The 24,982-nt window shown below is 67.2% G+C and carries 22 protein-coding genes; 11 read left to right on the forward strand and 11 right to left on the reverse strand.

Annotated elements, in window-relative coordinates:
• Nucleotides 1–115 precede the first annotated feature (115 nt).
• Nucleotides 116–1,081 carry a porin gene (locus DES47_RS24445; protein ID WP_133703394.1) on the forward strand — a complete coding sequence of 322 codons (966 nt, stop codon included), beginning with the start codon at nucleotides 116–118 and terminating at the stop codon, nucleotides 1,079–1,081.
• A 385-nt stretch (nucleotides 1,082–1,466) separates the two neighbouring features.
• Here the strand turns inward: DES47_RS24445 and DES47_RS24450 are convergent, their stop codons facing one another.
• From DES47_RS24450 to DES47_RS24475, 6 genes are all read right to left on the reverse strand, one after another.
• Nucleotides 1,467–1,961 (reverse strand): MarR family winged helix-turn-helix transcriptional regulator, encoded by a 495-nt coding sequence (locus DES47_RS24450; protein WP_166652151.1) that lies wholly within the window; start codon nucleotides 1,959–1,961, stop codon nucleotides 1,467–1,469.
• Nucleotides 1,962–2,001: 40 nt separating this feature from the next.
• On the reverse strand, nucleotides 2,002–3,069 hold the full coding sequence (locus tag DES47_RS24455; RefSeq protein ID WP_243748448.1) for an ABC transporter ATP-binding protein: 1,068 nt from the start codon (nucleotides 3,067–3,069) through the stop codon (nucleotides 2,002–2,004).
• Nucleotides 3,066–3,932, reverse strand: a complete 867-nt coding sequence (locus DES47_RS24460; protein ID WP_133703397.1) for an ABC transporter ATP-binding protein — start codon at nucleotides 3,930–3,932, stop codon at nucleotides 3,066–3,068. Before DES47_RS24460 ends, DES47_RS24455 begins: the two co-directional genes overlap by 4 nt.
• Nucleotides 3,929–4,840: an ABC transporter permease gene (locus DES47_RS24465; RefSeq protein ID WP_133703398.1), complete on the reverse strand. Its 912-nt coding sequence runs from the start codon at nucleotides 4,838–4,840 to the stop codon at nucleotides 3,929–3,931. The genes DES47_RS24460 and DES47_RS24465 overlap by 4 nt, the downstream gene beginning before the upstream one ends.
• Complete coding sequence (locus DES47_RS24470; RefSeq protein WP_133703399.1) at nucleotides 4,837–5,814, reverse strand: ABC transporter permease; 978 nt, start codon at nucleotides 5,812–5,814, stop codon at nucleotides 4,837–4,839. Before DES47_RS24470 ends, DES47_RS24465 begins: the two co-directional genes overlap by 4 nt.
• Nucleotides 5,815–5,926: 112 nt before the next feature.
• A complete protein-coding gene (locus DES47_RS24475) occupies nucleotides 5,927–7,498 on the reverse strand; it encodes an ABC transporter substrate-binding protein (protein ID WP_133703400.1) in 1,572 nt (523 codons plus the stop codon).
• Nucleotides 7,499–7,836: 338 nt separating this feature from the next.
• Between DES47_RS24475 and DES47_RS24480 the strand changes: the two genes are divergently transcribed.
• Genes DES47_RS24480 through DES47_RS24495 form a run of 4 tightly spaced genes read left to right on the forward strand, consistent with a single transcriptional unit; the run spans nucleotide 7,837 to nucleotide 12,986 of the window.
• Nucleotides 7,837–9,507, forward strand: a complete 1,671-nt coding sequence (locus tag DES47_RS24480) for a thiamine pyrophosphate-dependent enzyme (RefSeq protein ID WP_208115106.1) — start codon at nucleotides 7,837–7,839, stop codon at nucleotides 9,505–9,507.
• Nucleotides 9,508–9,523: 16 nt separating this feature from the next.
• Nucleotides 9,524–10,945, forward strand: a complete 1,422-nt coding sequence (locus tag DES47_RS24485) for an aldehyde dehydrogenase family protein (RefSeq protein WP_133703401.1) — start codon at nucleotides 9,524–9,526, stop codon at nucleotides 10,943–10,945.
• 25 nt (nucleotides 10,946–10,970) lie between these two features.
• Complete coding sequence (gene hisC, locus DES47_RS24490; protein WP_133703402.1) at nucleotides 10,971–12,086, forward strand: histidinol-phosphate transaminase; 1,116 nt, start codon at nucleotides 10,971–10,973, stop codon at nucleotides 12,084–12,086.
• Between the two features lie 6 nt (nucleotides 12,087–12,092).
• Nucleotides 12,093–12,986, forward strand: coding sequence for a LysR family transcriptional regulator (locus tag DES47_RS24495; protein ID WP_133703403.1), 894 nt, complete (start codon nucleotides 12,093–12,095; stop codon nucleotides 12,984–12,986).
• Here DES47_RS24495 and DES47_RS24500 read toward each other — a convergent pair whose 3' ends face one another.
• Nucleotides 12,987–14,234 carry an MFS transporter gene (locus tag DES47_RS24500; protein WP_133703404.1) on the reverse strand — a complete coding sequence of 416 codons (1,248 nt, stop codon included), beginning with the start codon at nucleotides 14,232–14,234 and terminating at the stop codon, nucleotides 12,987–12,989. It abuts the gene before it with no gap.
• Complete coding sequence (locus DES47_RS24505; RefSeq protein ID WP_133703405.1) at nucleotides 14,227–14,688, reverse strand: MarR family winged helix-turn-helix transcriptional regulator; 462 nt, start codon at nucleotides 14,686–14,688, stop codon at nucleotides 14,227–14,229. The genes DES47_RS24500 and DES47_RS24505 overlap by 8 nt, the downstream gene beginning before the upstream one ends.
• A 72-nt stretch (nucleotides 14,689–14,760) precedes the next feature.
• Here DES47_RS24505 and DES47_RS24510 point away from each other — a divergent pair, with 72 nt between their 5' ends.
• Nucleotides 14,761–15,309: a PaaI family thioesterase gene (locus DES47_RS24510; RefSeq protein WP_133703406.1), complete on the forward strand. Its 549-nt coding sequence runs from the start codon at nucleotides 14,761–14,763 to the stop codon at nucleotides 15,307–15,309.
• A gap of 6 nt (nucleotides 15,310–15,315) precedes the next feature.
• On the opposite strand, the gene DES47_RS24515 is transcribed toward DES47_RS24510, so the two are convergent.
• Nucleotides 15,316–16,971: an FAD-dependent oxidoreductase gene (locus DES47_RS24515; protein WP_133703407.1), complete on the reverse strand. Its 1,656-nt coding sequence runs from the start codon at nucleotides 16,969–16,971 to the stop codon at nucleotides 15,316–15,318.
• Nucleotides 16,972–17,160: 189 nt separating this feature from the next.
• Here DES47_RS24515 and DES47_RS24520 point away from each other — a divergent pair, with 189 nt between their 5' ends.
• Nucleotides 17,161–18,609, forward strand: coding sequence for a hypothetical protein (locus DES47_RS24520; RefSeq protein ID WP_133703408.1), 1,449 nt, complete (start codon nucleotides 17,161–17,163; stop codon nucleotides 18,607–18,609).
• Nucleotides 18,610–18,677: 68 nt separating this feature from the next.
• Entirely contained in the window at nucleotides 18,678–19,499 is an 822-nt protein-coding gene (blaOXA, locus tag DES47_RS24525) for a class D beta-lactamase (protein WP_133703409.1), read from the forward strand.
• Between the two features lie 15 nt (nucleotides 19,500–19,514).
• Here the strand turns inward: blaOXA and DES47_RS24530 are convergent, their stop codons facing one another.
• Nucleotides 19,515–20,348, reverse strand: coding sequence for an IclR family transcriptional regulator (locus tag DES47_RS24530; protein ID WP_133703410.1), 834 nt, complete (start codon nucleotides 20,346–20,348; stop codon nucleotides 19,515–19,517).
• 151 nt (nucleotides 20,349–20,499) lie between these two features.
• Between DES47_RS24530 and DES47_RS24535 the strand changes: the two genes are divergently transcribed.
• From DES47_RS24535 to DES47_RS24545, 3 genes are read left to right on the forward strand one after another with little or no spacing between them, the layout of a single operon-like run.
• Complete coding sequence (locus DES47_RS24535; protein WP_133703411.1) at nucleotides 20,500–21,975, forward strand: 4-hydroxyphenylacetate 3-hydroxylase family protein; 1,476 nt, start codon at nucleotides 20,500–20,502, stop codon at nucleotides 21,973–21,975.
• A 22-nt stretch (nucleotides 21,976–21,997) separates the two neighbouring features.
• Nucleotides 21,998–22,957, forward strand: coding sequence for a fumarylacetoacetate hydrolase family protein (locus DES47_RS24540; protein ID WP_133703412.1), 960 nt, complete (start codon nucleotides 21,998–22,000; stop codon nucleotides 22,955–22,957).
• A gap of 30 nt (nucleotides 22,958–22,987) precedes the next feature.
• On the forward strand, nucleotides 22,988–23,641 hold the full coding sequence (locus tag DES47_RS24545) for a ferredoxin reductase (RefSeq protein ID WP_166652152.1): 654 nt from the start codon (nucleotides 22,988–22,990) through the stop codon (nucleotides 23,639–23,641).
• Between the two features lie 5 nt (nucleotides 23,642–23,646).
• On the opposite strand, the gene DES47_RS24550 is transcribed toward DES47_RS24545, so the two are convergent.
• On the reverse strand, nucleotides 23,647–24,594 hold the full coding sequence (locus DES47_RS24550; RefSeq protein WP_133703414.1) for a DUF3616 domain-containing protein: 948 nt from the start codon (nucleotides 24,592–24,594) through the stop codon (nucleotides 23,647–23,649).
• Between the last annotated feature and the right edge of the window lie 388 nt (nucleotides 24,595–24,982).

The raw sequence follows: 24,982 nt of genomic DNA on the forward strand, positions 1-24,982 counted from the left end.
GCTTTGCGCAAGAGGGACTTGCACTCATGCAATTAATTGATGATGTTAAGTAATGTTGCGTTGGTGCCCAAGCATGGGTGCTTGGCCTCATACCCCTACTCACAAGAGACAAAACATGAAATCACAGCATCACACCTGGGCCGCCATCGGCCTGCTGGCGAGCCTGGCCGCCTCTTCGGCCTGGGCGCAGAGCAGCGTCACCGTCTATGGCCGTGTCAATCTGAGCGTGGAGTCGCAAAAGCGCGGCAGCGCCGGCAACTTCGTCGCGCTGGAGAACAGCTCCTCGCGTTGGGGTCTGCGCGGCGTGGAAGACCTGGGCGGCGGCCTGAAGGCTTCGTTCAAGCTGGAGAGCGGCTTCGACGCCAGCAACGGCACGGCCGCCGGCACCTTCTGGGGCCGCGAGTCCTGGCTGGCGATCGAGGGGGCTTTTGGCAAGGTGCGCATCGGCAACCTGACCAATATCACCTACCTGACCTCGGCCGACTATGTGAGCATGCACAACCATGACACCGGCACCTCGTCGGACACGCTGTTCGCCTTCGGCGTGAACTTCGGCGCCAAGCAGAACACGATTGCCTATGCGACGCCGGTGGTCAACGGCTTTCAGGCCGAGATCAGCCATGCGTTGAAGGAAGACGGCGCCTTCGGCTCGACCAATGCGGTGCTGAACTACGACGCCGGCCCCCTGCACCTGGGCTTTGGTGTGGCCAAGCGCGATGTCAACCGCATGTTTGTGGCGCGCGGGCTGTACGAGATGGGCGCCTTCACCGTCGGCGGCTACTATGAGCGCGACAGCTTTAACGGTGTCAAGCGCAGCAACTTCCGCCTGGCCGGCATGTATGCGATGGACCAGCATGAGTTCCACCTGAACTTCGGCGCTGCCGGCGACCGAGGAGGCGCCGACACCGGTGCCCGCCAGTACACGCTGGGCTACAACTACAAGCTGTCCAAGCGCACCAAGGTCTATGGCTTCTACACCGGCGTCAACAACGATGCCAAGGCCACCTACGCGGCGTTCGGCAGCCTGAAGGCGGGTGAGTCGCAGAGCTCATTGGCTTTGGGCATTCGCCACAACTTCTGATCTTTGCTCGCTGTTTGGTGGTGGCAGAGGGGCGTGGGGCCGGCCACGGCGGGCTGAAGCGTGGGCCGGCCCCTTCGGACCGACCTTCAGCTTCTCTATGCCCGCCGTGACCGGCCCCCCACCCCCTCTGCGGATGCGCTGGTGGCCGCCAATATCGAGCAGCGCGTGTCTTTCGGTTTGGCGAGCCTGCACCCCCGTTGAAGCAGGGATGAGGGCGTGCCGGCCGCAGCGGGCATAAAGAAGCCGGAGTCTGGGTCCGTCCAGGCCCGGACAAGGCTTCAGCCCGCAGCGGCCGGCGCGCCCTCGTCCCTGCCGCTTCATACGGGAAAGAAAAAAGCGCCACATCGTGAGACGCGGCGCTGCTTGCAGTGAGGGCGAAGGGTGGCTACTTGTCCGCCAGCCGCTCTTCCTCCAGCATTTCGCGGCCGATATCGGCCAGCTTGTCCAGCGCCTGATACAGGTACTGCTGCTCGGTCTTGTTGAGGCCCTCGAGCAGGCGGTTGTGGCGGCTCTGGGCCTCGGCGAAGATCTTGCGGTACAGGGCCTTGCCCTCGGTGGTCAGCGACAGCTTGACGCTGCGGCCGTCGTTCTCGTTGGCCACGCCCAGCACCAGGCCCCGCTTGATCAGGGCGGTGATCATGCGGCTGGCCTGGGCCAGCTGGATGTCGGCCTCCTCGGCCAGCTTGACCAGGGTCAGGGGGCCGTCGGTGAACAGATTGCCGATCAGCCGCCACTCGACACCAGTCACCTTGTACTTGCGGCTGTAAAGCATGTACGCCGGCTTGGTGGTGTAGTAGGTGGCCTTGAGCAGGCGGTAGGTGACCAGTTCCCGGATCGTTGGCGCCTCAGGTACGGCTTTCTTGGGGGCTGGTGAACTCATCGTGATGTTGGAAGTGGATCGCTGCGCTCTTGCCATTTTCTCAGGCTGCGGCGGCCATGGACCCCAGCGTTTGCGAGGGTGCGGCGCTGGCTTTTTTGTGCCAAGTCACGGCGCCGGTGTCATGTAGGTGACAGGCGGCCTGCCGCCCCGGTGCCACTTCCTGCAGCTTCGGCACCTCGTCGCGGCAGCGCGGCATCGCATCGCCGCAGCGCGGGTGGAAGTGGCAGCCGGTGGGCGGATTCAGCGGCGACGGAATCTCGCCCTGCACCGGCACAAAGGCCTTGCGCCGCATGTCGATGCGCGGCACGCCGTCCATCAGCGCCCGGGTGTAGGGGTGAGCAGGCTCGGCATACAGCTCCACCGTGGGGCCGGATTCGACGATGCGGCCCAGGTACATCACCACCACCCGGTCGGCGATGTGGTGCACGACGCTCAGATCGTGGCTGATGAACAGATAGGTCAGCTGCAGCTGTTCGCGCAGGTCCAGGAACAGGTTCAGCACCTGGGCCTGGATCGACACGTCCAGGGCCGCCACCGATTCATCGCAGACCAGCAACTTGGGGTTCACCGACAGCGCCCGGGCAATGCCCACTCGGGCCCGCTGGCCGCCGGAGAACTGGTGCGGGAAGCGGTCCATGCTGGCGCGGTCCAGGCCGACCTGGCGGAACAGCTTCTCGACCAGCTCGCGCTTCTGGCTTGCTTCGATCAAGCCGTGGATCACCGGGCCTTCACCGATCGCGTCGGCCACGCGGATGCGCGGGTTCAGCGAGGCATGCGGATCCTGGAAGATCATCTGTATGCCCAGCTCCAGGCGCTTGCGCTCGGCCTCGGGAACCAGGGCCAGATCCTGGCCCTGCCAGAGCCGGCGGCCGCTGCTGGCGCGGTGCAGGCCGACGGCAATGCGGCCGAGTGTGGACTTGCCGCAGCCGGACTCGCCGACCAGGCCGACGACCTCGCCCTGCCGCAGGCTCAGGTCGGTGTGCTGCAAGGCCTGCACGGCGCCGCCAGCGCTGCGGCCGGCCATTTTGTCGAGCAGGCGGCCGACCAGGTCATTCGGGCGGTGGAAGGTCTTGGAGACGCCGTCCAGTTGAAGCAGGGGGGCGCTCATGTGGTTGCGCTCCCGGCGCTCCATGCGCTGCCGTCCTGCGGCTGCATCGTGCGCAGGCGCTGGCCGCGGCTGCTGCGGCTGGGAATGGCGTCCATCAGGCCGCGGGTGTAGGGGTGTTGGGGGGTGTCCAAGATTTGATCTACCGTGCCTTGTTCGACGATCTTGCCGCGGTGCATCACGCACACGCGGTCGGCCAGGGCGGCCACCACGGCCAGGTCGTGGGTGATCCAGATCAGCGCTGCGCCGGTGTCGCGGCACAGCTTCTGCACCTCGAACAGGATCTGGCTCTGAATCGTCACGTCCAGCGCCGTGGTCGGCTCGTCGGCGATGAAGATTTCGGGGCTGTTGAGCAGGGCGATGGCGATCACCACGCGCTGGCGCATGCCGCCCGACAGCTGGTGCGGGTAGCACTTCAGCCGCTCCTCGGGCGCGGCAATGCCGACGCGCTCCAGCGCCTGCAGGGCCAGCTTCAGGGCCGCCTCGCGGCCGACGTTCTGATGCGCCAGCACCGCCTCGACCATCTGCGTGTCGATGCGCAGCACCGGGTTCAGCGTCATCATCGGATCCTGAAAGATCATTGCGATCTTGTTGCCGCGAATGCGCCGCAGTTGCTCCTGCGGCAGGCCCAGCAACTCCTGGCCCTTGAACCTGATGCTGCCCTCGGTGATGCGGGCGCCGCGGTCCAGCAGGCCCATGATGGTGTTGCCGGTCTGAGACTTGCCCGAACCCGATTCGCCGACCAGGCCCAGGATCTCGCCCTTGTCCAGGGTGAAGCTGATGCCGTCAATCGCCTGCACCAGGCCGCGCGGGGTGTCGAACTGCAGCCGCAGGTTGCTGACTTCCAGCAGGGGAGGGGTACTCATTTGCGCAACCTCGGGTTCAGCAGGTCGCTCAGGCGGTCGGCGACGGTATTGATGCTCAGCACGGCCCAGACCAGGGCCAGGCCGGGGAACATGCTGATCCAGTAGTTGCCGGACAGCATGTAGGCATAGCCGTTGGCGACCAGCAGGCCCAGCGAGGGCTCAGTGATGGGCAGGCCCAGGCCGAGGAAGGACAGCGTGGCCTCCAGGCCGATGGCGATGGCCACTTGAAGCGTGGCCACCACCAGCAGCGGCGGCATGCAGTTGGGCAGCACATGGCGGAACATGATGCGCAGGTGCGAGTACTTGAGCCCTCGTGCAGCCTCGACATACTCCTTGCGCAACTCCACCATGGCCGAGCTGCGCACGGTGCGGGCGTAAAACGTCCATTGCACCAGCACCAGCGCGATGACGATCTTGTCCACGCCCTTGCCGAACAGGGCCAGGAAGATCAGCGCGATCAGGATGGACGGGAAGGACAGCTGGGCATCGGTCAGCCGCATGATGAAGCTGTCCACCGCGCCGCCGAAATAGGCGGCCAGCAGGCCCAGCGTGGTGCCGACGACAAAGGCCAGCAGGGTGCACAGCAGGCCGACGAAGACGCTGATGCGCAGGCCGTAGAGGATGGCCGAGACCATGTCGCGGCCCTGCTCGTCGCTGCCCAGCCAGAAGGTCATCAGCCCGTCGCCCGATTGGGCGCCCGGCGGCAGCCGCGCATCGAGCACGCTCAGCTGCTGCATGTCGTAGGGGTTCTGCGGCGCGATCCAGGGCGCCAGCAGCGACAGTGCGAACACCAGGGCGAACGAGGCCAGGCCCATGCAGGCCATGCGGCTGGAGATGAAGTCGCGCCAGAGCTCACGCATGGGGCTGTTGATGGGGCTGCTGACAGTGCTGTTGATCACGGCGCTCATGCCTTGGCCTCCACCAGCGTGACGCGCGGGTCCAGCCAGGAATACATCAGATCGACGACGAAGTTGATGACCAGATAGATCACCACGACGAACATCAGGTAGCCCAGCACGACCGGGCGGTCCAGCGCATTGATCGAGTCGATCAAGAGCTTGCCCATGCCGGGCCAGCCGAAGATGGTTTCGGTCACGACCGAGAAGGCGATGATGCCGCCGAAGTTGATGCCCATCACGGTGATGATGGGGATCAGGATGTTCTTCAGCAGGTGCACGCCGATGACGCGTCGCTCGTTCAAACCCTTGGCGCGGGCGAAGCGGATGTAGTCCATCAGCATCACCTCGCCGCCGGATGAACGCGTGAGTCGGATGATCATCGCGGCATTGAACAGGGCCAGATTGCAGGCCGGCAGAATCATGTAGCGCAGGCCCTCCCAGCTGAGGAAGCTGACCTGCACGCCCAGCAGCGACTGCGTCGGCCCGCGACCGTTGGACGGCAGCCAGCCCAGGGTGACGGCGAATACCATGATCAGCACCAGGCCGACCCAGAAGGTCGGCACGCTGAAGCCGAGGCTGGAGCAGGCGGTGATGGCGCGGCCGACCCAGCTCTCGGGCTTGACGGCAGCCACCAGGCCCAGCGGCAGGCCGACCACGGTGGCCAGCACCATGGCCGCGCAGGCCAGCTCGAGGGTGGCGGGGAAGCGCGAGGCGATCAGCTCCTCCACAGGCAGGCCGGTGGCGAAGGAGCGGCCCAGGCTGCCGTGCAGCAGGCGCTGGGCGAAATCCAGGTATTGCAGCAGCGGGTGCTTGTCCAGGCCCAGCGAGGCAATCATCGCGGCCCGCGTTTCGGCCGTGACGTTGTCGGGGATCATCATCGCGGTGGGGTCGCCCACCACATAGATGCCCATGAACACCAGCATGGACACCAGCATCAGCACCAGAATGCTCTGGAGCACGCGTCGAATCAAGAAACCAAGCATGGGGCCGGGACGTTCCAAGTCAAATCAGAAAAAACCGTGGCCGCCCAGAAGGTCGGCCACGGAAGGCTCGCTCTCAAACAGCCAAACTTTCAATCATTGTTGACAATGATAATTACTGCGACAGATCGGTGGCGTACAGGCGTTCGTCAAAGCGGCCGGCCAGCTTGAAGCCCTTGCGCACCGCCCAGGTGCCCATCATCAGCTGCGAGGGGATCACGCCGACTTCCTCATGCATCACCTTCAGCGTGTCGCGGTAAAGCGCCTCGCGCTGGCTGTCGTCGGTGGCGGCCAGGGCCTCGTACAGCGGCTTGAAGAAGCGCTCCGAGTCATAGGTCTGCATATTGACCTTGCGGAAGGGGTTGTTCTTCGGATGGCTGAACACATACTCCAGCGCCACGCCCACGTCGCCATGATCGGCGCCCGAGGACTGCAGGAACATCGGCAGCTCCAGCTTGTTGGCGCGGCTCATAGTCACGCTGGTCGGCAGGGCCTCGACATTGACCTTGCAGCCCAGGCGCGACAGCATCTGGCCGATCGCCTGCACATGGGCCGAGTCGGTCGGGTGGTTGTCATTGCGCGCCAGCAGCGAGAAGGTGAAGCAGTTCGGATAGCCGGCCTCGGCCATCAGCTTCTTGGCACCGGCCAGGTCATAAGGCTCGGGCGGCAGGTCCTTGTTGTAGCCGAACATGGTGCTGGGAATCGGGTTCTGCGTGGGCACGCCCATGCCCTCCATCACCCGCGAGGCAATTGCCGAGCGGTCGATGGCCTTGGAGATCGCGCGGCGCACGCGCACATCCTTGAACGGGTTGGTGGTCAGCGGCTTGCCGGCGGCATCGGTGGCCAGCGGCAGCGCGTCCGATGCCTGGTTCAGCACCAGGAAGGAGTAGCGACCCAGCGGCTTGGTGATGACCTCGATATTGGCCGTCTGCTTCAGCCGCGCCATATCGGCCGGCGGTACCTGGGCGATCGCATCCACTTCGCCCGACAGCAGGGCCGCGGTGCGCGCCGGCGGGTTCGGGATGAAGCGAATCGTGGCCTTGGCGAAGAAGGGCTTCTTGCCCCAATAGGCCTCGTTGCGCACCAGCTCGACGCGGTCGGCGCGCAGGAACTTGACGAACTTGTACGGGCCGGTGCCGATCACGCCATTGCCGGCCTCGAAGTCCTCGGGCTTGAGGTTCTGCGAGATCTTCTTCGACACGATGGGTATGGCCGACAGGAAATTGGGCAGCACGGCCACCGGCTTGTCGGTGGTGATGCGCACGGTCAGCGCATCGATGGCCTCGGTCTTGACGATATTGGTCAGAAAGCCGTTCAGGGTGGCTGGTCCGGGCGGGATGATGGCCGGGCGGGCATAGGAATAGACCACGTCCTCGGAGGTCAGCGCCGAACCGTCATGGAAGGTCACGCCTCGGCGCAACTTGAACTCCCAGACATTGGCGCTGACGCGCTTCCAGCTTTCGGCCAGCTTGGGCGTCAGGCGGCCATCGCCATCGACATCGCTGATGGCCTCGAACATCTGCTTGGCCACCATCATATTGCCGGGCAGATTGGCGAACTGCGGATCCATCGACGCCACCTCGGCGGCGATCGCGTACTTCACTTCCTGGGCCTGGGCGCTGCCGAGCAGGCCGGCGGCGCCGAGCAGCACCGCGAGCAGGGGTTTGGCGCAAATTCTGGAATGCATGGACGGGTCTCCTGTCTGATTGATGTTCTGGCTTGCGCCGGCCTCTTGTGACTTCAGGCCGCGCGCCTTGTTGGGGTGCCGCGAGTGACTGCTGTACTCGCTTGCAAGTTCCGTCGTAGCAGCCAGAAAGATACCGCAAAGCCTTTCTGCTTCTGCCCGCCAGTATGCTTGACAAAGTTAAGCACCTTGACGATGATTCTATGCAACTCCTTAACTGTGTCAACTTTTTTGAGGGCACTTCATCTAGGGGTTCATACGGGGTTCAGGGCGGTGCGGCGCTGGTGCGCGCATCGCCCTCACTGCAGTTCAAGAATGACAGTCAACAAGAGGTGATAGGCATGGAGATGACAGGCGGCCAGGCATTGGCCAGGCAGTTGGTGGCTGAGGGTGTGCGCGATATGTTCGGCATTCCCGGTGTGCAGCTGGATTGGGCCACCGACGGCCTGCTGGACGTGGCCGACAAGCTGCGCTACTACACCCCCCGCCACGAGCAGGCGGCTTCCTATATGGCCGACGGCTATGCCCGCACCTCGGGCCGCGAGGGCGTGTGCATGGTGGTGCCCGGCCCGGGCCTGCTGAATGCGATGTCGGGCCTGGCCACCGCCTATGCCTGCAACTCGCCGGTGCTGTGCATCTCGGGCCAGATTCCCTCGCACCATATCGGCCGCGATCTGGGCATGCTGCACGAGGTGCGCGACCAGTCGGCCACGCTCGGTACAGTGACCAAATGGCATGCGCTGGCGACCAAGCCGCAGGACATTCCCGGTCTGGTCAACGAGGCCTTCCGCCAGATGCGCACCGGCCAGCCGCGGCCGGTGGGCATCGAGGTGCCGCCCGATGTGCTGCAGGCCCGTGCGGATATCGAACTGCTGGCGCCGGCCGTTGGTGACGCCACGCTGGATGTCGAGCCGGCCGTGCTGGAGCAGCTCGCCCAGGAGCTTAAGCAGGCGCGCTTCCCGGTCATCTATGTCGGCGGCGGTGCGCTGGCCGCTCAGGCAGGCGAAGCGCTGCAGCGTCTGGCCGAGCGGCTCAGTGCCCCGGTGGTGATGAGCGAGAACGGCCGCGGAGCTATCTCCAGCCGCCATCCGCTGGCGACCACCCTGCTGGGCAGCCGCTGCCTGTTCCCCCACGCCGACTTCGTGCTGGTCGTCGGCAGCCGCTTTGTCGATGGCATGGGCCGGCCCACGCATGCGTCGGCCTCCTGCCGCTATGCCTATGTGAACCTGAACGCCGCCCACCTCGGCGCTCCGCGCCAGCCAGGCACGGCGCTGAGCGGCGATGCCCGCGCGGTGCTGGCGGCACTGGCCGAGCTGGTCGAAGGCCACAAGCCCCGCGAATCGCGCGAGGGCGCGGTCGCCCAGGTCAAGGCCTGGTGCGAACAGCAGTTCGACCAGATCCAGCCGCAGCGCGCCTACGCCCAGGTACTGCGCCGGCTGATTCCCGAGAACGGCATCCTGGTCAGTGAGCTGACCCAGGTGGGCTATATGTCCAATATCTCGTACCCGATCTACGAGCGCCGCACCTTGATCACTCCGGGCTATCAGGGCACGCTGGGCTATGGCTTTGCCACCGCCATCGGCGCCTCGCTGGGCAATCCGCACCGGCCTGTGGTGTCGATCAACGGTGACGGCGGCTTCGGCTGGAACCTGCAGGAGCTGGCCACCGTGGCCAAGTACCGCCCGCGCCTGGTGACCATCGTCTTTGCCGACGGCGCTTTCGGCAATGTGCGGCGCATCCAGGCCAATGTGTTCAAGCGCGAGATCGGCACCGATCTGCACAACCCCGACTTCGTGGCCTTGGCCCGTGCCTTCGGCCTGCCGGCGGTGAGTGTCGACTCACCCGAGGGATTGGAGAGCGAGCTGGCCGCGGCCTTGCGCAGCGATGGCCCGGCCTTCATCGAGGTCAAGGTCTCGGCCATGCCGGGCGCCTGGCACCTGATACACAGCTTCTCCAAGGCCCCCCATCCGGCGCCGCCCAATCCGCTGGGCGAGCCGCTGGTGGCGGCCTGAACCCCGGGAGCCCACCATGCAAACACAGAGCCTGATTTATGTCGATGGCGCCTGGCGGCCCTCGGCCAGCAAGGAGCTGATTGACGTCGTCAACCCGGCCACCGAGCAGGTCATCGCCCGCGCGCCGGCCGGTTGCGCGGAGGACGTCGAGCTGGCCGTGCAGGCGGCCCGCCGTGCACAGGCCGGCTGGGCCGCCCTGCCACGCGCGGAACGCATCGCGCTGGTGGACCACATCCGTGCCGGCCTACAGGCGCGGGCTGAGGAGGCGGCCGCGCTGATCACCGCCGAGATGGGCGCGCCGCTGTGGTTCTCGCGCATGGCCCAGCTGGGCATGCCGCTGAAGAACCTGGACTTCGCCGCCCGCGCGCTGGAGGCAATGGAGGAAGAGGTGCTGGGCAGCACCCGGGTCGTGCGTGATCCGGTCGGGGTGGTGGCCGCCATCACGCCCTGGAACTTTCCGCTGCACCAGATCACTGCCAAGATCGCGCCGGCCCTGCTGGCCGGCTGCACCGTGGTGCTCAAGCCCAGCGAGCTGACGCCGCTGGACGCCTGCCTCTTGACCGAGGTGATTGCCGCCGCCGGCCTGCCGCCGGGCGTGTTCAATCTGGTCATGGGCACCGGCGCGCGGGTCGGCGAGCCGCTGGTCTCGCACCGCGAGGTCGACATGGTCAGCTTCACCGGCTCGACCGGTGCCGGCCGACGTGTCGCCACACTTGCCGCGCCGACCTTGAAGAAGGTGGCGCTGGAGCTGGGCGGCAAGTCGGCCAATCTGCTGCTGGCCGATGCCAAGCTGGAAGAGGCGCTGCCGGTGGTGCTGAAGCAGGGCTGGGCCAATTCGGGCCAGGCCTGCGCCTGCCTGTCGAGACTGCTCGTGCCGCGCAGCCAGCTGGCGCGCGTGCAAGATCTGCTGGTTGAGCTGGCCCGCGACTGGGTCGTCGGTGATCCGCTGGCCGAGGGCGTCAAGCTCGGGCCGGTGGCCTCGCTGGCCCAGCGCGACCGCGTGCGCGGGCTGATCGCCTCCGGCCTGGCGCAGGGAGCGCGCTGCCTGACCGGCGGCGTGGCGGCCCCCGAGGGCCTGGAGCGCGGCGCCTATGTCCGGCCGACGCTGCTGACCGATGTGCGCAATGACATGCGCGTGGCGCGCGAGGAGATCTTCGGCCCGGTGATCTGCGTGATCGCCTACGACGGCGAAGACCAGGCCGTGGGTCTGGCCAATGACAGCGAGTACGGCCTGTCGGGCGGTGTCTGGTCGGCCGATCTGGCCCAGGCCGAGCGTGTGGCACGCCGGCTGCACACCGGCCAGGTGGTGCTCAACGGCAGCCCGCTGAATCTGCTGGCGCCGTTCGGTGGCGTCAAGCAATCGGGCCTGGGGCGCGAGTATGGCCGTGTGGGCCTAGAAGAATTCTTCCACCTCAAGTCGCTGCAAGGCGCGGCTTGAACACAAGCATCAACCGGAATCCTCAATGAGTCTCAGCAATCCCGCCGATTCGGCACCCGACTACATCCGCAACCTGCCGCGCTATGTGCCTGGCAAGCCGGCCTCCGAGGTCAAGCGCGAGCAGGCCAAGCCGCTGCGCCTGCACCGCATGGCCTCGAACGAAAATCCGCTGGGGGTCAGCGCCAAGGCCCTGGCCGCCATGCAGGCAGTGATGGCCGACGCCGCCAACTACCCCGACCCCAGCGGCCATCAGCTGAAGGCTCGGCTCAGCGCGCGGCTGCGCGTCGAGGCGCAGCAGCTGGTGCTGGGCAATGGCTCCAGCGAGTTGCTGGACCTGGCCGCGCGCTGCTTTCTGCGCGCCGGTGACGAGGCGGTGTATTCGCAATATGCCTTCCAGGCCTATCCGGTCGCCATCCATGCCGTCGGCGCCACGCCGGTCTGCGTGCCGGCACGCGACTACGGCCATGACCTCGACGCGATGCGCGCCGCCATCACCGAGCGCACCAAGCTCGTCTTCATCGCGAATCCGAACAACCCCACCGGCACCCTGCTCGATGCCGCGGCATTGCAGCGCTTCGTTGCCTCGGTGCCGCGCCACATCCTGGTGGTGCTGGACGAGGCCTATGGCGAGTTCCTGCCCGACGCCGATGCACTGCACAGCTGCGACTGGATCGCCGAGCATCCGCACCTGCTGGTGCTGCGCACCTTCTCCAAGGCCTATGGCCTGGCGGGCATGCGTGTGGGCTATGGCGTGGCGCATCCGGCCGTGGCCGATCTGCTGAACCGGCTGCGTCTGACCTTCAACACCAGCGCGATGGCCCAGGCGGCGGCCGAGGCGGCGTTTGATGACGCCGACTTTCTGCAACGCAGCCGCGGCAACAACGCACAGGGCATGGCGCAGCTGGAGCAGGGCTTGCAGACGCTCGGGCTGCCCTTCATCCGCTCGCACGCCAACTTCATTGCCATCGACGTCAGCAGCACCGGCCGCAGCGGCGCCGAGGTGGCGCAGCAGCTGCTGGCTGCCGGCGTCATCATCCGACCGCTGGGGGCGAACCAGCTGCCTCAGTTCATCCGCGTGACGGTGGGCCTGCCCGAAGACAATGTGGCTTTCCTGGGGGCGCTCAAGCAAGTGCTGAGCTGAGAGGCCATGAACGTCAGCCTGCGCCAGCTGCGCGCCTTCGTGGCCATCTACCAGGAGGGCCGGCTGGCCGCGGCCGGGCAGGCGCTGAGCATCACCCCCTCGGCCGCCAGCCTGCTGCTCAAGCAGCTGGAAGATGGCTTGAGTGTGCGCCTGTTCGACCGCAGCCCGCAGGGCCTGCAGCCCACCGCGGCGGCGCACGCCACCATCACCCAGGCGCGGCGCGCGCTGATGGAGGTAGAGCAGCTGGGCCGTGCCGTCAGCGCGCTGGACAATCTGCACCAGGGCCGCGTGGCCGTGGCCGCCACGCCTGCGCTGGCCAGCTATCTGCTGCCGCCGGTGATGCGCGGCTTTGCCGCCAGCCATCCGCAGTTGCAGATCGTGCTGGACGATTGCGCGCCCGACCAACTCGTGGCCCGCGTGCTCGATGAAAGCGTGGACTTCGCGCTGGGCACGCCCGAGCAGCCGCTGAGCCCGGCCCTGCGCAGCGAGGTGCTGCTGCGCGACCAGCTGAGCCTGATACTGCGCCGCGACCATCTGTTGGCCCGCAGCGAGCGTTTGAGCTGGCAGCAGCTGCAGGGCTATGCGCTGATCACCGTGCGGCGCGGCAATGGCATTCGCCATCTGGTCGATCAGGCCCTGTCGCAAAGCCTGACCCCGGTACGCTTCGCCTACGAAGTGGCGATGTTCAGCACCGCCATCGCGCTGGCCGAGCAGGGCCTGGGCGCGGCCATACTGCCGGCCTTCATGCTGGGCTTTGCCCGCCACCCCGACCTGGTGGCCCTGCCGCTGATCGACCCGGTGATCACCCGCAATATCTGCCTGCTCAGCAAGGCCGAGCGCAGCCTGCCGCCGGCGGCGGTGGGGCTGATGCAGGCCTTGCAGCGCGAGCTCGGCGATTGATCAGGCGGTTGCCGAAGCGAGGCGCGGCTTGCTCGCCTCGCGGATAGGCATGTGCACCAGGGCAGCGCCCACGGCCAGCACAATGTCGGCGTACCACATCCAGTCATAGCTGCCGGTCCATTCGAAGGCCTTGCCACCCAGATAGGCGCCGAGGAAGCCGCCCAGCTGGTGGGCCAGCATGACCACGCCGAACAGCGTCGCCATATTCGCCGGACCGAAGAACTTGGCCACCAGGCCCGCCGTCGGCGGCACGGTGGACAGGTAGCTGACGCCGATCACGGCCGCGAACGCAAAGAAGGTGAACTCGGTCTTGGGCGCCACCATGAACAGCGCCACGGCCACCGCCCGCACCGCATAGACCAGCGACAGCAGCGACTTCATGCGCCAGCGCCCGCCCTGGAACGAGATCGCCCAGCCCATGGCCAGGCTGCCGACGATATTGAACAGGCCCAGGATGCCCAGCGACCAGGCACCGACCGATGGCGGCAGCTGGCAGGCCGCGACCACGCCGGGCAGGTGGGTGGCGATGAAGGCGACGTGGAAGCCGCAGACGAAGAAGCCCAGGCTCAGGAGCCGGTAGCTCGGATTGCGCAACGCCTCGGCAATGGCCTGGCGGGTCGTCTGCGCCTTGGCGCCGGGTGCCGCCTTGGCCGCCAGATGGCGCGAGTTGCCGCGCAGGATCCAGGCCGCGGGCAGGGCCAGCAGGGTGATGGCGGCCAGGCTTTGCAGGGCCACGACCCAGCCCGCGGCGGCGGTGATGCCCTGGGCCAGCGGTGCGAACAGGAACTGGCCGAAGGAGCCGCCGGCGTTGACGATGCCGGTGGCCATGCCCCGCTTCTCGGCCGGTATCAGCCGCGTGGTCGCTGCCATCATCACCGAGGGCCCGGCCATGCCGGCGCCGCCGGCGGCGAGCATGCCTATGGCCAGTATCAAGCCCCAGGTCGTGTGCATGAACGGAATCAGCGCCGTGCCGCCCGCCACCAGCAGCACGCCCAGAAAGATCACCCGGCCGGCGCCGACGCGGTCGGCCACCATGCCGGCAAAGGGCTGGGTCAGGCCCCACCACAGCTGGCCGAAGGCAAAGGCCAGGCTGATGCTGCCCAGGCCCAGGCCGGTGCTGCTGTTGATCGTGCCCAGGAACAGGCCCATCGATTGGCGTGCGCCCATGGTCAGCGCGAAGGTGCCGGCGGCGGCCAGCAGCACCAGGCCGATGGCGACCTGGCGTTGTGGGGTGAGGGTGTCAGTCATCGCATTCTCCGGAGGTGTCGCTCATCAAGCCCAGGCATTCGTCGAGCAGGGCGTGAAGCTGCAGCACCTTGTCGACGCCGAGGCGTTCGTTCAGGGCCTGCTGGGCCCGCTTCCATTCGGCCTGTGCCTCGGCGCGCTTGGCGCGGCCGGTGTCGGTGGCGGTGACGACGCGGCTGCGGCCATCGACGCCGGGGCCGATCACGACCCAGCCGGCGGCGACCAGCGGCTGCAGATTGCGGGTCAGGGTCGAGGCTTCCATCTCCATCACCTTGGCCAGGTCGCTGGGCCGCACCGGCGCCAGCTTGACGATATAGGACAGCAGCGAGTACTGCGTCGTCTTCACGCCGGCCGCGCCGACGATGTGGTCGTAGTGCTGGCCGACGCGACGCGTCAGCTGGCGCAGCTTCAGATTGGTGCAGCCTACCGGAGCGGCGGCGCGAGGCGGAGACGTCATGACGGATCCCTGCTTGAACAATGGAAATGATTGTAGCTACAATTGTTGCAACTACAACTGAAAGGGTTTTCCATGCAAGCCGTGACCGAGACACATGATGCCGCCGAAGTGCTGCAGCAATGGCAGGCGCAGGAGGCGGTCGTGCGTGCACGCCTGAGCCACAGCGGCGTGGCTGAGCCGAGTCAGGTGGCCGGCAAGACCGGGCTGGAGGTGATGAACGCGATGTTGTCCGGCGAGCTGCCCTACCCACCGATTGCCGACACCCTGGACTTTGGTCTGATCGAGGTGGACTTCGGCCGCGCCGTGTTCCAGGGCAAGCCGAAGTTTCGCCACTACAACCCGCTGGGCTCGGTGCACGGCGGCTGGTTCGCCACCCTGCTCGATTCAGCGGTGGGCTGCGCCGTTCACACGACGATGCCGGTGGGCAAGAGCTACACCACGGCCGAGCTGAAGATCAATATCGTGCGGCCCTTGAGCGAGCGCATTCCGCTGGTGCGTGCCGTCGGCACCGTCATTCATGGCGGCAACCGCATGGCCACGGCCGAGGGCCGCCTGGTCGGCCCGGATGGCAAGCTCTATGCCCATGCGACCACGACCTGCTTCATCTTCGATCTGAAGTAGAGAGGCTCACTGAGCGGCGCCGCGCACCGTCGCGATCAGTGCCTTGGCCTGCGCCGCATCGATTGAATCGCCGCGCCAGGCGACCTGACCGTCCGGTCGTGCCAGCAGCAGTTTGTGGCGGTATTCCGTCGGCCGGTCCCGCGCCGGCAGATCGACCAGTGCCAGCGGCACACCCTTGGCCGCGGCGGCATCGAGCAGGGCCTGCACGTCCATGCCCGGATCGCCGCGCAGCAATGCATAGCCCTGGCCCAGCGCGTCGTAGAGCGAGCGGCCATCGTCCAGCCACAGATGCGGCACGCGGCAGCCCGGCGCGGTCGATGGCGTGAAGCTGCCCATGCCGTACTCGGGCGCGGCCTCGCCGTCGTAGGCGATCAGTGGCGAGTTGTCGTAGTAGTAGCCGAAGTTCAGGCCGGCGCAGCAGTACTGCTGCACGTTCAGGTCGTAGATGTCCTGGCCGACCTGGGCGCGCAGTGCCTCGGCCTCGGGGCCGGTGCCGTCCAGGCCGGCGGGCACGGCGCGGCGGCGCCTGGCCATCTCGTGCGCATGGTTCATCGCGAAGCGCGAGACCTGCTCGGTGATGGGCAGGCGCTCGGCCTCGTAGGCGTCCAGCACGCCCTCACCGCCCCAGCCCAATAGACGCGCGGCGAGCAGCCAGCCCAGGTTCTCGGCGTCGGCGATACCGGCGTTCATGCCATAGCCGGCGTAAGGCACCCACAGATGGGCGGCGTCGCCGCAGATGAAGACCCGGCGGTCGCGGAACTTGTCGGCCACCAGGCGGCGGCCGAACCAGTCTTCCTTGCTGATGATGTTGAATTCGAAGTCGGGGCCCACGCCCATGATGGCGCGCAGCGCCCAGTCGCGGTCCACAGATTCGAAGTCGGGCTCGTCATCGCGCAGATAGTTGTGCACCAGCCAGGTCTCGCGGCCGTCGATCGCATAGATATTGCCGCTGCGCACCGGGTTCAGCGAGAACATCGCCCAGGCCGGTGGCGACTGCAGTGCAGCGATCAGGCCCGGCGCGCGGATGTAGCTCGACTGCACGCGTTGCACCACGGCGTCGCCGACCAGGCTGGCGCCTATCGCCTTGCGCACCGCCGAGCGTCCGCCATCGCAGCCGACCAGGTAACGGGCCTCGATGGCGAAACTCTCACCGCTGGCCAGATCGCTGGCCTGGGCGAACACCTCCGAGGCGCTCTGCTCGAAGCCCTCGATGCGCGTGCTGTTCAGTATCGTCAGCCCCGGCTGCGCCTCGGCATGGGCAAACATGATGGGTTCGATGAACAGCTGGTTGATGCGGTGCGGCGGCTCCGGCGTGGGCCACCAGCCGTCGGGGCCGCTGGTGTCGGTGTAGCGGTCGCGCCGGCAGGGGATCCTGATGCGGGTGATCTCGGTGCCGGTGGTCGTGGTGCGGTAGGAGATGTCGTTCGGATAGTCCTCCGGCAGGCCGGCGGCGCGCAGCTTGGCGGCCACGCCGAGCCGGCGCAGGACTTCCATCGAACGCGCCGAGATGTGATTGCACTTGACCTCGGGCGGCTCGCCGCGTTGCCGCTGCTCGGCCACCAGCACCTGCAGGCCGCGGGCGGCCAGCGTCATGGCCAGGGTCAGGCCCACCGGGCCGGCGCCGACGATCAACACATCGGTCTTCAGGGTCTTGGTCTGCATGGGCTTCCGAGTTGATTGATTTGTGCAACAAATTCTAGGCAGGCCCGTGGCCGGCGGGGCGAGGCTTTCTGCAGCCGGCTTGAGAAAAACTCAAGGTCTGAGCCCGGTGTAACGCCTGTTACGGCGCCTGGGTTGCAGCCGCCGCCGGCGGAGCCGCGACAATGGGCTTTTCTCCCCATCGAGCCGCCCTTGATACAGGTCCATCTGCGTCGCGACGCCTTGCAAATTGACGCGCTGCTGTTGCGCGGCAGCCTGTTGTCGCGCCTGCTGGCCGCGCTGTTGCAGGCCCATGGCGAGGGCCTGGCCACGCTGCGTGCGCCCTGCAGCCGGGTCGATCTGCGAGAGCGCATCAGCGGCCTGGCCGAGTTGCACCGCACCCAGTTGTGGCGGCTGCTGCAGCGGCTGGAGGCCACGCCGCTGGCCGCGCTGATAGCGGCCGAGGCGCGCAGCAGCGGGCCTTTCTGGCTGGATGCCCAGCGGCTGGCGCAGTGCGAGTTCCTGATCGACGGCCGGCCGGTCACGCCCGACGGTTTGGCGGCGCTGCTGGGCCAGGCCCGTGAAGCGGCGCACCGACCGGCGGCGCCTGCGTGCCTGCCGCTGGCCTGCGTCGAGGGCCTGGCGCGTGCCGACTTCCTGCTCGACCGTGGAGAGCTCTATCCGGCCAGGCTGGCCCTGCAGGCCGCCGCCGCCCATCTGCCGACCGATGATGCGATGGCGGCGGTCACCTTGGGTCTGCGCCGCGCACGCATTGCCCGGCGCCTGGGCGATTGGGCCGCGCTGCAGGACGAGCTGCGCGAGCTCGGTGCCAGCCTGCGCCAGGCGCGCATGCCGGCCCAGGCCCGCGCCCAGCTGGGTCTGCGCCTGCAGGTGCTGGGGGCCTGGCATTGCTATGGCAGCCTGGGCCAGGCCGGCGCCGCGCTGCAGCGGCTGGAGCAGCTGGAGCAGGTGGGCGAACAGGCGCTGGCCTGGGACATGGGCCTGCGTGGCGAATACCTGAACCTGCGCGGCCTGGTGCTGCGCGAGCTGGCCATCGCCGGGCAGAGCCGGGCCCAGGCGGGCGAGGCACTGGCCTGCCTGGCCGAGGCGCTGCGCTGTGCCTCCTTAGCCGGCCTGCCGGACGCGCTGCAGATCGCCGCCGCCAATCTGGCCAATGCGCTGGCGCAGCTGCTGGAGGCGGGACTGGCCGGCGGTGCCGGCCAGGACCTGCGCGATGCCCTGGGCTGGCTGCTGCTCAGTGACGCCGTCTGCGCACGCTGGCAGCTGGGCGCCAGCTCGCTGCTGAACACGGTCTTCCTGCTGCGCATGGCCCTGCCGCTTGACTTTGCTGAGGTCGCCGCGCTGGCGGCCGCCCAGGGCCAGGCCCTGCCGGGCAGCAGCTTTGCCGATCTGGCCGCGCGCCGCTGGGCCGCTTGCCGCGCCGTGCATTCGCAGATTCCGGCGGCGCAGCGCTGTGCCTTCTTCCTGATGTGGGCCCAGCATGCCGCTCGCGAGGGCGATGTCTTTGCCGCGCTGGAGCTGTGCGACCGGGTCCGGCATTTGAGCCGCAAGCTGCGCGATGTGGCTGCGCGCCAGGCCTATGGCCGCGAGGCCGATGCGCTGCAGGCCCGTCTGAATGCCGAGCGCGGGCAACAGGCGTAACGCCAGATCGGCGCGGCGGAAATGGCCGCGCCGCTGACACTGGATATCCCCAACTTCAGTGAGATGCCATGACCTTCATTCGCCCCTTGTTCGCTGCGCTGCTGCTGGTCCTCGGTGGCTGCAAACCCAGCCATGCCGGGCCGGCCGATCAACGTGAGGTCTGGGACGACCGACCCGCCCTGCTGCAGCACTTCAAGGCGCGCGGCGCCACCGGCACCCTGGTGGTGCTGGACAGCCAGGATCGGCGCTGGATTGCGGCCGACTCCAGGCGTGCCTTCGAGCGCTTCCTGCCCGCCTCGACCTTCAAGATCCCGAACAGTTTGATCGCGCTGGAGTCGGGCGTGGCCACCGACGAGAACCAGGTCTTCGCCTGGGACGGCAAGGAACGCTGGCTGAAGGACTGGAACCGCGACCAGACCCTGACCTCGGCCTTCAAGGTCTCGGCCGTATGGGTGCACCAGCACATCGCCCGCTCGGTGGGGCAGGCGCGCATGCAGCAGTACCTGCGCGACTTCCGCTACGGCAATGCGGTGGCCGGCCCCAAGGTCGATGGCTTCTGGCTCGATGGCGATCTGCGCATCTCGGCGGTCGAGCAGGTCGACTTCCTGCGCCGTTTCAACGAGGGCCGGCTGCCGATCTCGGCGCGCACCGAGGCCGCGGCGCGCCGCCTGATGCTGCGCGACAGCGGCCCCGGCTACCGCCTCTATGCCAAGACCGGCTGGGCCGGCAATGACAAGGACCCGGCCCTGGGCTGGTTCGTCGGCTGGCTGGAGCGGGGCGAGCGCCGGACCTATTTCGCGCTGAACATCGATCTGCCGCGCGACGAGCTGGGCCAACAGCGCGAGCCCATCGTGCGGGCGGCCTTGAAGGATCTGGGCTATCTCGACTGAGGTTTCAAGTCGGCCTCAGCCGGGTCCGCCGCGCTTGTACTCGGCCTCGATCGCCTCGACGCAGGCTTTCAGTGCCGCCAGCATCTCGGCGCTCGGTGCCGGCGTGACAAAGCGCGTGGGCATCACCAGCGAGACCACGCCGGCCAGCTTGTCGCTGTCATCGAACACCGGAGCGGCCACACCGCCCAGGCCGGTGCCCTGGGTGTCGAGCTCGTAGTCGGCACCGACCTCGTTGAGCCGGGCCAGCGAGGCCAGCGCCGCGGCCGCATGCGGGTCTTTCGCGCCGCGCTTGCCGGCCAGCGACTTGGCGGCATCGCCCGCCAGTGCCATCGCCAGCCGCGCGGCCGGTGACTTCGGATACTCCAGAAACGTGCCCGGCCGCACGGCTACCGAGGCACCCTGGTGGCTCTCGACGCAGAGCACGACCACGCTGCCATCCTTGGACGGCAGCGACAGAATCACCGTCTGGCCCACCGTGTCGCGCAGCGCCATCAGATGTGGCTTGGCCAGCTCGGTGATGGTGCGATCACGCACCGCGGCGCGGCCCAGTTGCATCAGCTTCCAGCCAAAGGTATAGCCCTCGACGCCGGCCGATTTCTCGACCAGGCCCAGGCTCAGCAAGGTCTGCAGATGGCGCGACACCCGCGCCTTGGTCATGTGCAGCACGCGGGACAGCTCGGTCACGCGCACCGCGCCGCCGCTCTCGGCAATCGCTTCCAGGATCTGCACCGCCACCTCGACGCTTTGCACGGTGGAGGAGCGCGCGGGCGCTGAGCTGGGGGCTTCTTTGGCGGCTTCTGTCGGGGGGCTGGAGGGCACGTTGATCTCGGGGTTTGCGACGGACTCCATTCTGGGTGCAATCGCGCCTCGGCCCGTGAATATAGGGTAAACACGGATCGATCTGATATGAATCAAACAACTACTATGCGATACCGCGTCACGTTTAGCGAGACAATTTAGCTGAGCGACGCATCCCTAGTGGCTTGATGAGGACTGATTCATGGGACTGAGAACCGGCGCGCAATACCTTGCAGGGCTGAGGGACGACCGCAAGGTCTATCTGGAGGGCCATCTGGTCAAGGACGTCACCAACGACCCCCGCCTGGGCACGGCCGCGCAAAGCGTGGCGGCCCTCTACGACATGCAGCACGACCCGCGCTACCGCGAGGTGCTGACCACGCTGGACCCGGCCACCGACCAGCGCATCGCCACCTCCTACGCGCAACCGCGCTCGGTGGCCGATGTGCAGCGCCGCGGCCAGGCGCTGAAGCTGGTGGCCGATGCCACCTACGGCATGTTCGGCCGCACGCCGGACTTCATGAACCTGGGCGTGGCCGCGCTGGCCGCCGCCAGCGAGGTGTTCGACAACTCGGCCAGCGGCCGTGAGCTGGCGCGCAATGTCCAGGCCTTCTACGCGCGCTGCTGCCGCGAAGACCTGGCCATGACCCATGTGCAGGTCAATCCGCAGGTGGACCGCAGCAAGGCGGTGTTCGACCAGGTCAAGGACATCGCGCTGAAGGTGGTCAAGGAGACCGACGCCGGCTTCTATGTCAACGGCATGCGCCTGGTGGGCACCTTGGCCCAGTTCGCCGACGAGATCGTCGTCATGCCCTCGGTGGTGGTGGCCAATGACGCCTCGGCCGCCGACTACGCCTTCGCCTTCACCACGCCGGTGGCGGCACCGGGAGTGAAGATCATCAGCCGGCCCAGCGTCGTGCCGCAGAACGCCGGCCACTTCCTCGACCATCCGCTGTCGTCGCAGTACGACGAGGGCGATGCGGTGATCGTGTTCGAGAACGTGTTCGTGCCCTGGGAGCGCACCTTCGTCTATCGCGACCCGGTGATGTGCAATGCGATCTACAAGAAGACCTTCCTGTCCGAGCACTACTCGCACCAGACGATGACGCGGGCGCTGGCCAAGGCCGAGTTCATGGCCGGCCTGGCCTGCTATATGGCCAAGGCGGTGAAGGTCGATGGCTTCCCGAATGTGCAGGGCCAACTGGCGGAGATGCTGATCTTCATCGAGATGCAGAAGGCGATGGTGGAGCGCGCTGAGGCGCAGTCCGGCGCCACCGGCTACGGCACCTTCGCGCCCAGCAAGTGGCCGCTGCATGCCGCCCAGCTGCACTTCTATGACCGCTACGCGACGATGATTGACACGGTACGCACGATTGGCGCCGGCAGCCTGGTGGGCGTGCCCTCGTACGCCGAGCTCAGTGGCGACATCGCGCCGCTGGTGCAAGAGTACTTCGCCACCTCGACCCTGGAGTCGGGCGAGCGCATCGCGCTGATGCGCCTGGCCGCCGACGCCTCGATCTCGGCCTTCTCCGGCAGGCAGGCGCTGTACGAGCGCTACTACCAGGGCGACCCGGTGCGCAAGGCCGGCCTGCTCTACAACGAATACCCGAAGGACGCGCTGACCGGCCGCATCAAGGATCTGCTGGCCGATCTGCAAGCCAAGGCCAGCAAGGCCTGACCCTCATTCTGGAGACAAGAACATGAAACTCGGCACCATTCGCCTCAACGGCAAACCCACCGTCATCGCCCGTCTGGACGACAACACCGCCGTCGCCGTGCCCGTGCACGATATGGAAGACCTGATCACCGCAGGCAACGCCGGCCTGGACAAGGCCGCCACGGCGATAGCGGCCGCACGAGAAGGCAAGGCCGCCGTCATTGCGCTTGACGGCAACACCGACTGGATGGCGCCCAACCCGAAGGCGTCCAAGATCCTCGGTTGCGCCGTCAACAACAACAACCTGAACAAGAACGCCTTCAAGCCGATGAAGTCGCCGATGTTCTTCACCAAAGCACGCTCGGCGCTGACCGGCCACAACAAGCCCATCGTGATCTTGCCGCGCCATGGCCGTTCGATCCCCGAGCCCGAGCCGGTGGTGGTGTTCAGCAAGCTGGCCAAGGACGTGCCGGAAGACCGCATCATGGATCATGTGTTCGGCTACACCTTGACCAACGACATCACCGCCAGCGGCATCAAGTTCAGCGAGGATTCGATCGCGCTGAATATGGACCCCAAGTTCACCGCCCCGCACCACTTCGCCTGGCGCGAGAAGTTCGGCGCGGAAGACAACTACCTCTACTTCGTCTACCACTCGCGCTCCAAAGCGGCCGACACCTTCGCCGCAATGGGCCCCTGGCTGACCACCAAGGACGAGATCGCCAACCCGAACAACTTGATGATGCGCGGCTATGTGGACGGCGAGATGTACTGCGAGGACAGCACCGCCAACTACCACTTCAGCGTCGAGCGAGTGCTGGCCGAGGCGAACATCTGGTTCACGATGGAGCCGGGCGACTGCGTGCACTGCGGCACCGCCAGCAAGGGCACCGAGAAATTCCCCAAGGGCAATATCGGTACCTTCCTGGCCGACTACAAGAACACCGAGGTCGAGGTCGAAGGCCTGGGCCGACTGTTCAACACCATAGACAACCGCAAGTAAGCGGGTCACCAGCCTCGGATGGAGATGCCCATGCGCCATGCCATTGTTGCCGACACGCGCTGGGAGTCTCCCGGCGTGCGCCTGATCCATCTGCGGCCCGGTGCCGCCGAGCCGTTCGCGCCCAGCGCCTGCGGCGCGCATATCGAGATCGCGCTGCCCAATGGCGAGTGGCGCAGCTATTCGCTGGTCAGCAGCCCGGGCCAGAGCGAGCGCTACAGCGTGGCCGTGCAGCGGGGCGCCAGCGCCGGCTCGGCCTGGCTGACCGAGCAGCTCGATGCGGGCCAGAAAGTCGCCATTCGCGGGCCGCACCAGAGCTTCAAGTTGCATGAGGACGATGGCGCGCCGACGCTGTTCGTGGCCGGAGGCATCGGCATCACGCCGTTTCTGGCCATGCTGGAGGCGCTGCAGCAGCAGGGCCGCGACTGGCGCCTGGTCTACGCCGTGCGCTCACGCGACGGCGCGGCCTTTCTGCAGCCGCTGCGGGCCTATGGCGAGCGGGTGCAGCTGCATGTGGACAACGAGGCCGGGCGTTTTCTGTCGCTGGCCGAGCAGCTCGATCAGGCGGCCGAGGGCACGCACGTCTATGTCTGCGGGCCAGGTCCGATGATGGCCGAGATGGAGCGCCAGCGCGCGCTGCGGCCCCAACTGCGCTTCCACCGCGAGGAGTCGGCGCACGCGGCCTGAGGCCTTCAGGGCTTGACGGTGATGCTTCGGAAAGCCTGCTCTGCAGGCTTTCTGTCTTTGCAGGCCATGCCGCCGGTCTCTATGCCGCCGTCATCGCTGAGCAGCTGCGCCTGGCCGCCGCCGATGTCGAACAGGGCCTCGGGCCGCAGGTCGGCGAGATCAAGGCCCTGGGCCAGCTTGGGCGCATCGCCGGGCTTGCCGCTCCAGTGGTACAGCGAGAACGTGCCCTTGTCGGCCGTCGGCCCGGCGACGATCAGTAACTCGTTGGCCACGCGCTCGATGCTGCGCACCCCTCGGTTGCGCAGGGCCAGCAGCACCGGCTCGCCGAACTTGGCGGCCTTCCCCTCAAGCACCTCGGCCGGATTCTCCAGCGGCACCAGCAGGGCCTTGCCGTTCGGTATCGGGTTGCGGAAGCCTATCAGCAGCCGGCCGTCGGGCAGGGCGGCCAGACCCTCGATGTTCAGCCCGCCGGGAGCCTCGGGCGCCAGCTTGGCGGCGTCCTTGAGCTTGAAGGCCTTCAGCGTGTCGGCCTTGACCAGATCGTCCAGCAGCTTCTCGTAGCGCTTGGGCGCCGGTTTCAAGCTGGGCGGGTTTGTCGAGGCATCGATGTCGGTGGCGAAGAAGCGGTAGCGTTCGGGCCGCTCCTTGGCATTCTTGTTGCGGCCATGCGAGCTGATCCAGTAGATGCGCTTGCCGACCAGGGCCGCGCCCTCGATGTCGGACTCCTTGTCGCCGCTGGCCAGGAAGTCGGCCAGCGGCAACGTCGAAACCGCTTCGGGCCGACCGCGCTGGTAGATGGCCAGGATGTTGTTCTCGTCATTTGCGACGACGAAGTGCCTGGCGTCCAGCGCCATCGCGGCCGAGGCGTCGCAGAGGCCGCGATAGACCTCGGGCGCGGCCTGGGCCTGCAGGGCGGCGCTCAGCGCAACGAGACAGCAAAGGCGATTGAACATGGCGGTCTCCAGCACTGGGGCCTGTCAGTATGCCCACTGTCGGCTAGATCCGCCTCACTTCAGTTGCTCCACCGTGCTGCGCGCGACACTCGACACATTGAACATGAGGCGGCAGGACCGAGGGCGCGCCGGCCGCTGCCGGCTGAAGCCTTGCCCGACCCTGGACGGACCGGACTCCGGCTTCTCTATGCCCGCTGCGACCGGCACGCCCTCGCCCCTGCTGCAGCCGACGTGCAGGCTCGCCAATCCGTAAGGCACGGGCACTACTCTGGTTTGGCTGCCAACAGCGTATCCGCAGAGGGGGTGGGGGGCCGGCCACGGCGGGCATAAAGAAGCTGGAGGTCGGGCCGAAGGGACCGGCCCAAGCTTCAGCCCGTCGTGGCCGGCC

Origin of the sequence: Roseateles toxinivorans, from assembly GCF_004362525.1 — a bacterium.
In the GTDB taxonomy this organism is placed as follows: domain Bacteria; phylum Pseudomonadota; class Gammaproteobacteria; order Burkholderiales; family Burkholderiaceae_C; genus Paucibacter; species Paucibacter toxinivorans.

Bases quoted from the DNA above. Each gene is read 5' to 3' on its own strand.
- DES47_RS24455 (WP_243748448.1), bottom strand. From the start codon at position 3,069: ATGAGCGCCCCCCTGCTTCAACTGGACGGCGTCTCCAAGACCTTCCAC.
- hisC (WP_133703402.1), top strand. From the start codon at position 10,971: ATGAGTCTCAGCAATCCCGCCGATTCGGCACCCGACTACATCCGCAAC.
- DES47_RS24540 (WP_133703412.1), top strand. From the start codon at position 21,998: ATGAAACTCGGCACCATTCGCCTCAACGGCAAACCCACCGTCATCGCC.
- DES47_RS24470 (WP_133703399.1), bottom strand. From the start codon at position 5,814: ATGCTTGGTTTCTTGATTCGACGCGTGCTCCAGAGCATTCTGGTGCTG.
- DES47_RS24505 (WP_133703405.1), bottom strand. From the start codon at position 14,688: ATGACGTCTCCGCCTCGCGCCGCCGCTCCGGTAGGCTGCACCAATCTG.
- DES47_RS24460 (WP_133703397.1), bottom strand. From the start codon at position 3,932: ATGAGTACCCCTCCCCTGCTGGAAGTCAGCAACCTGCGGCTGCAGTTC.
- DES47_RS24530 (WP_133703410.1), bottom strand. From the start codon at position 20,348: ATGGAGTCCGTCGCAAACCCCGAGATCAACGTGCCCTCCAGCCCCCCG.
- DES47_RS24465 (WP_133703398.1), bottom strand. From the start codon at position 4,840: ATGAGCGCCGTGATCAACAGCACTGTCAGCAGCCCCATCAACAGCCCC.
- DES47_RS24475 (WP_133703400.1), bottom strand. From the start codon at position 7,498: ATGCATTCCAGAATTTGCGCCAAACCCCTGCTCGCGGTGCTGCTCGGC.
- DES47_RS24495 (WP_133703403.1), top strand. From the start codon at position 12,093: ATGAACGTCAGCCTGCGCCAGCTGCGCGCCTTCGTGGCCATCTACCAG.
- DES47_RS24550 (WP_133703414.1), bottom strand. From the start codon at position 24,594: ATGTTCAATCGCCTTTGCTGTCTCGTTGCGCTGAGCGCCGCCCTGCAG.
- DES47_RS24500 (WP_133703404.1), bottom strand. From the start codon at position 14,234: ATGACTGACACCCTCACCCCACAACGCCAGGTCGCCATCGGCCTGGTG.
- DES47_RS24485 (WP_133703401.1), top strand. From the start codon at position 9,524: ATGCAAACACAGAGCCTGATTTATGTCGATGGCGCCTGGCGGCCCTCG.
- DES47_RS24545 (WP_166652152.1), top strand. From the start codon at position 22,988: ATGCGCCATGCCATTGTTGCCGACACGCGCTGGGAGTCTCCCGGCGTG.
- DES47_RS24515 (WP_133703407.1), bottom strand. From the start codon at position 16,971: ATGCAGACCAAGACCCTGAAGACCGATGTGTTGATCGTCGGCGCCGGC.
- DES47_RS24450 (WP_166652151.1), bottom strand. From the start codon at position 1,961: ATGAGTTCACCAGCCCCCAAGAAAGCCGTACCTGAGGCGCCAACGATC.
- blaOXA (WP_133703409.1), top strand. From the start codon at position 18,678: ATGACCTTCATTCGCCCCTTGTTCGCTGCGCTGCTGCTGGTCCTCGGT.
- DES47_RS24445 (WP_133703394.1), top strand. From the start codon at position 116: ATGAAATCACAGCATCACACCTGGGCCGCCATCGGCCTGCTGGCGAGC.
- DES47_RS24535 (WP_133703411.1), top strand. From the start codon at position 20,500: ATGGGACTGAGAACCGGCGCGCAATACCTTGCAGGGCTGAGGGACGAC.
- DES47_RS24480 (WP_208115106.1), top strand. From the start codon at position 7,837: ATGGAGATGACAGGCGGCCAGGCATTGGCCAGGCAGTTGGTGGCTGAG.
- DES47_RS24510 (WP_133703406.1), top strand. From the start codon at position 14,761: ATGCAAGCCGTGACCGAGACACATGATGCCGCCGAAGTGCTGCAGCAA.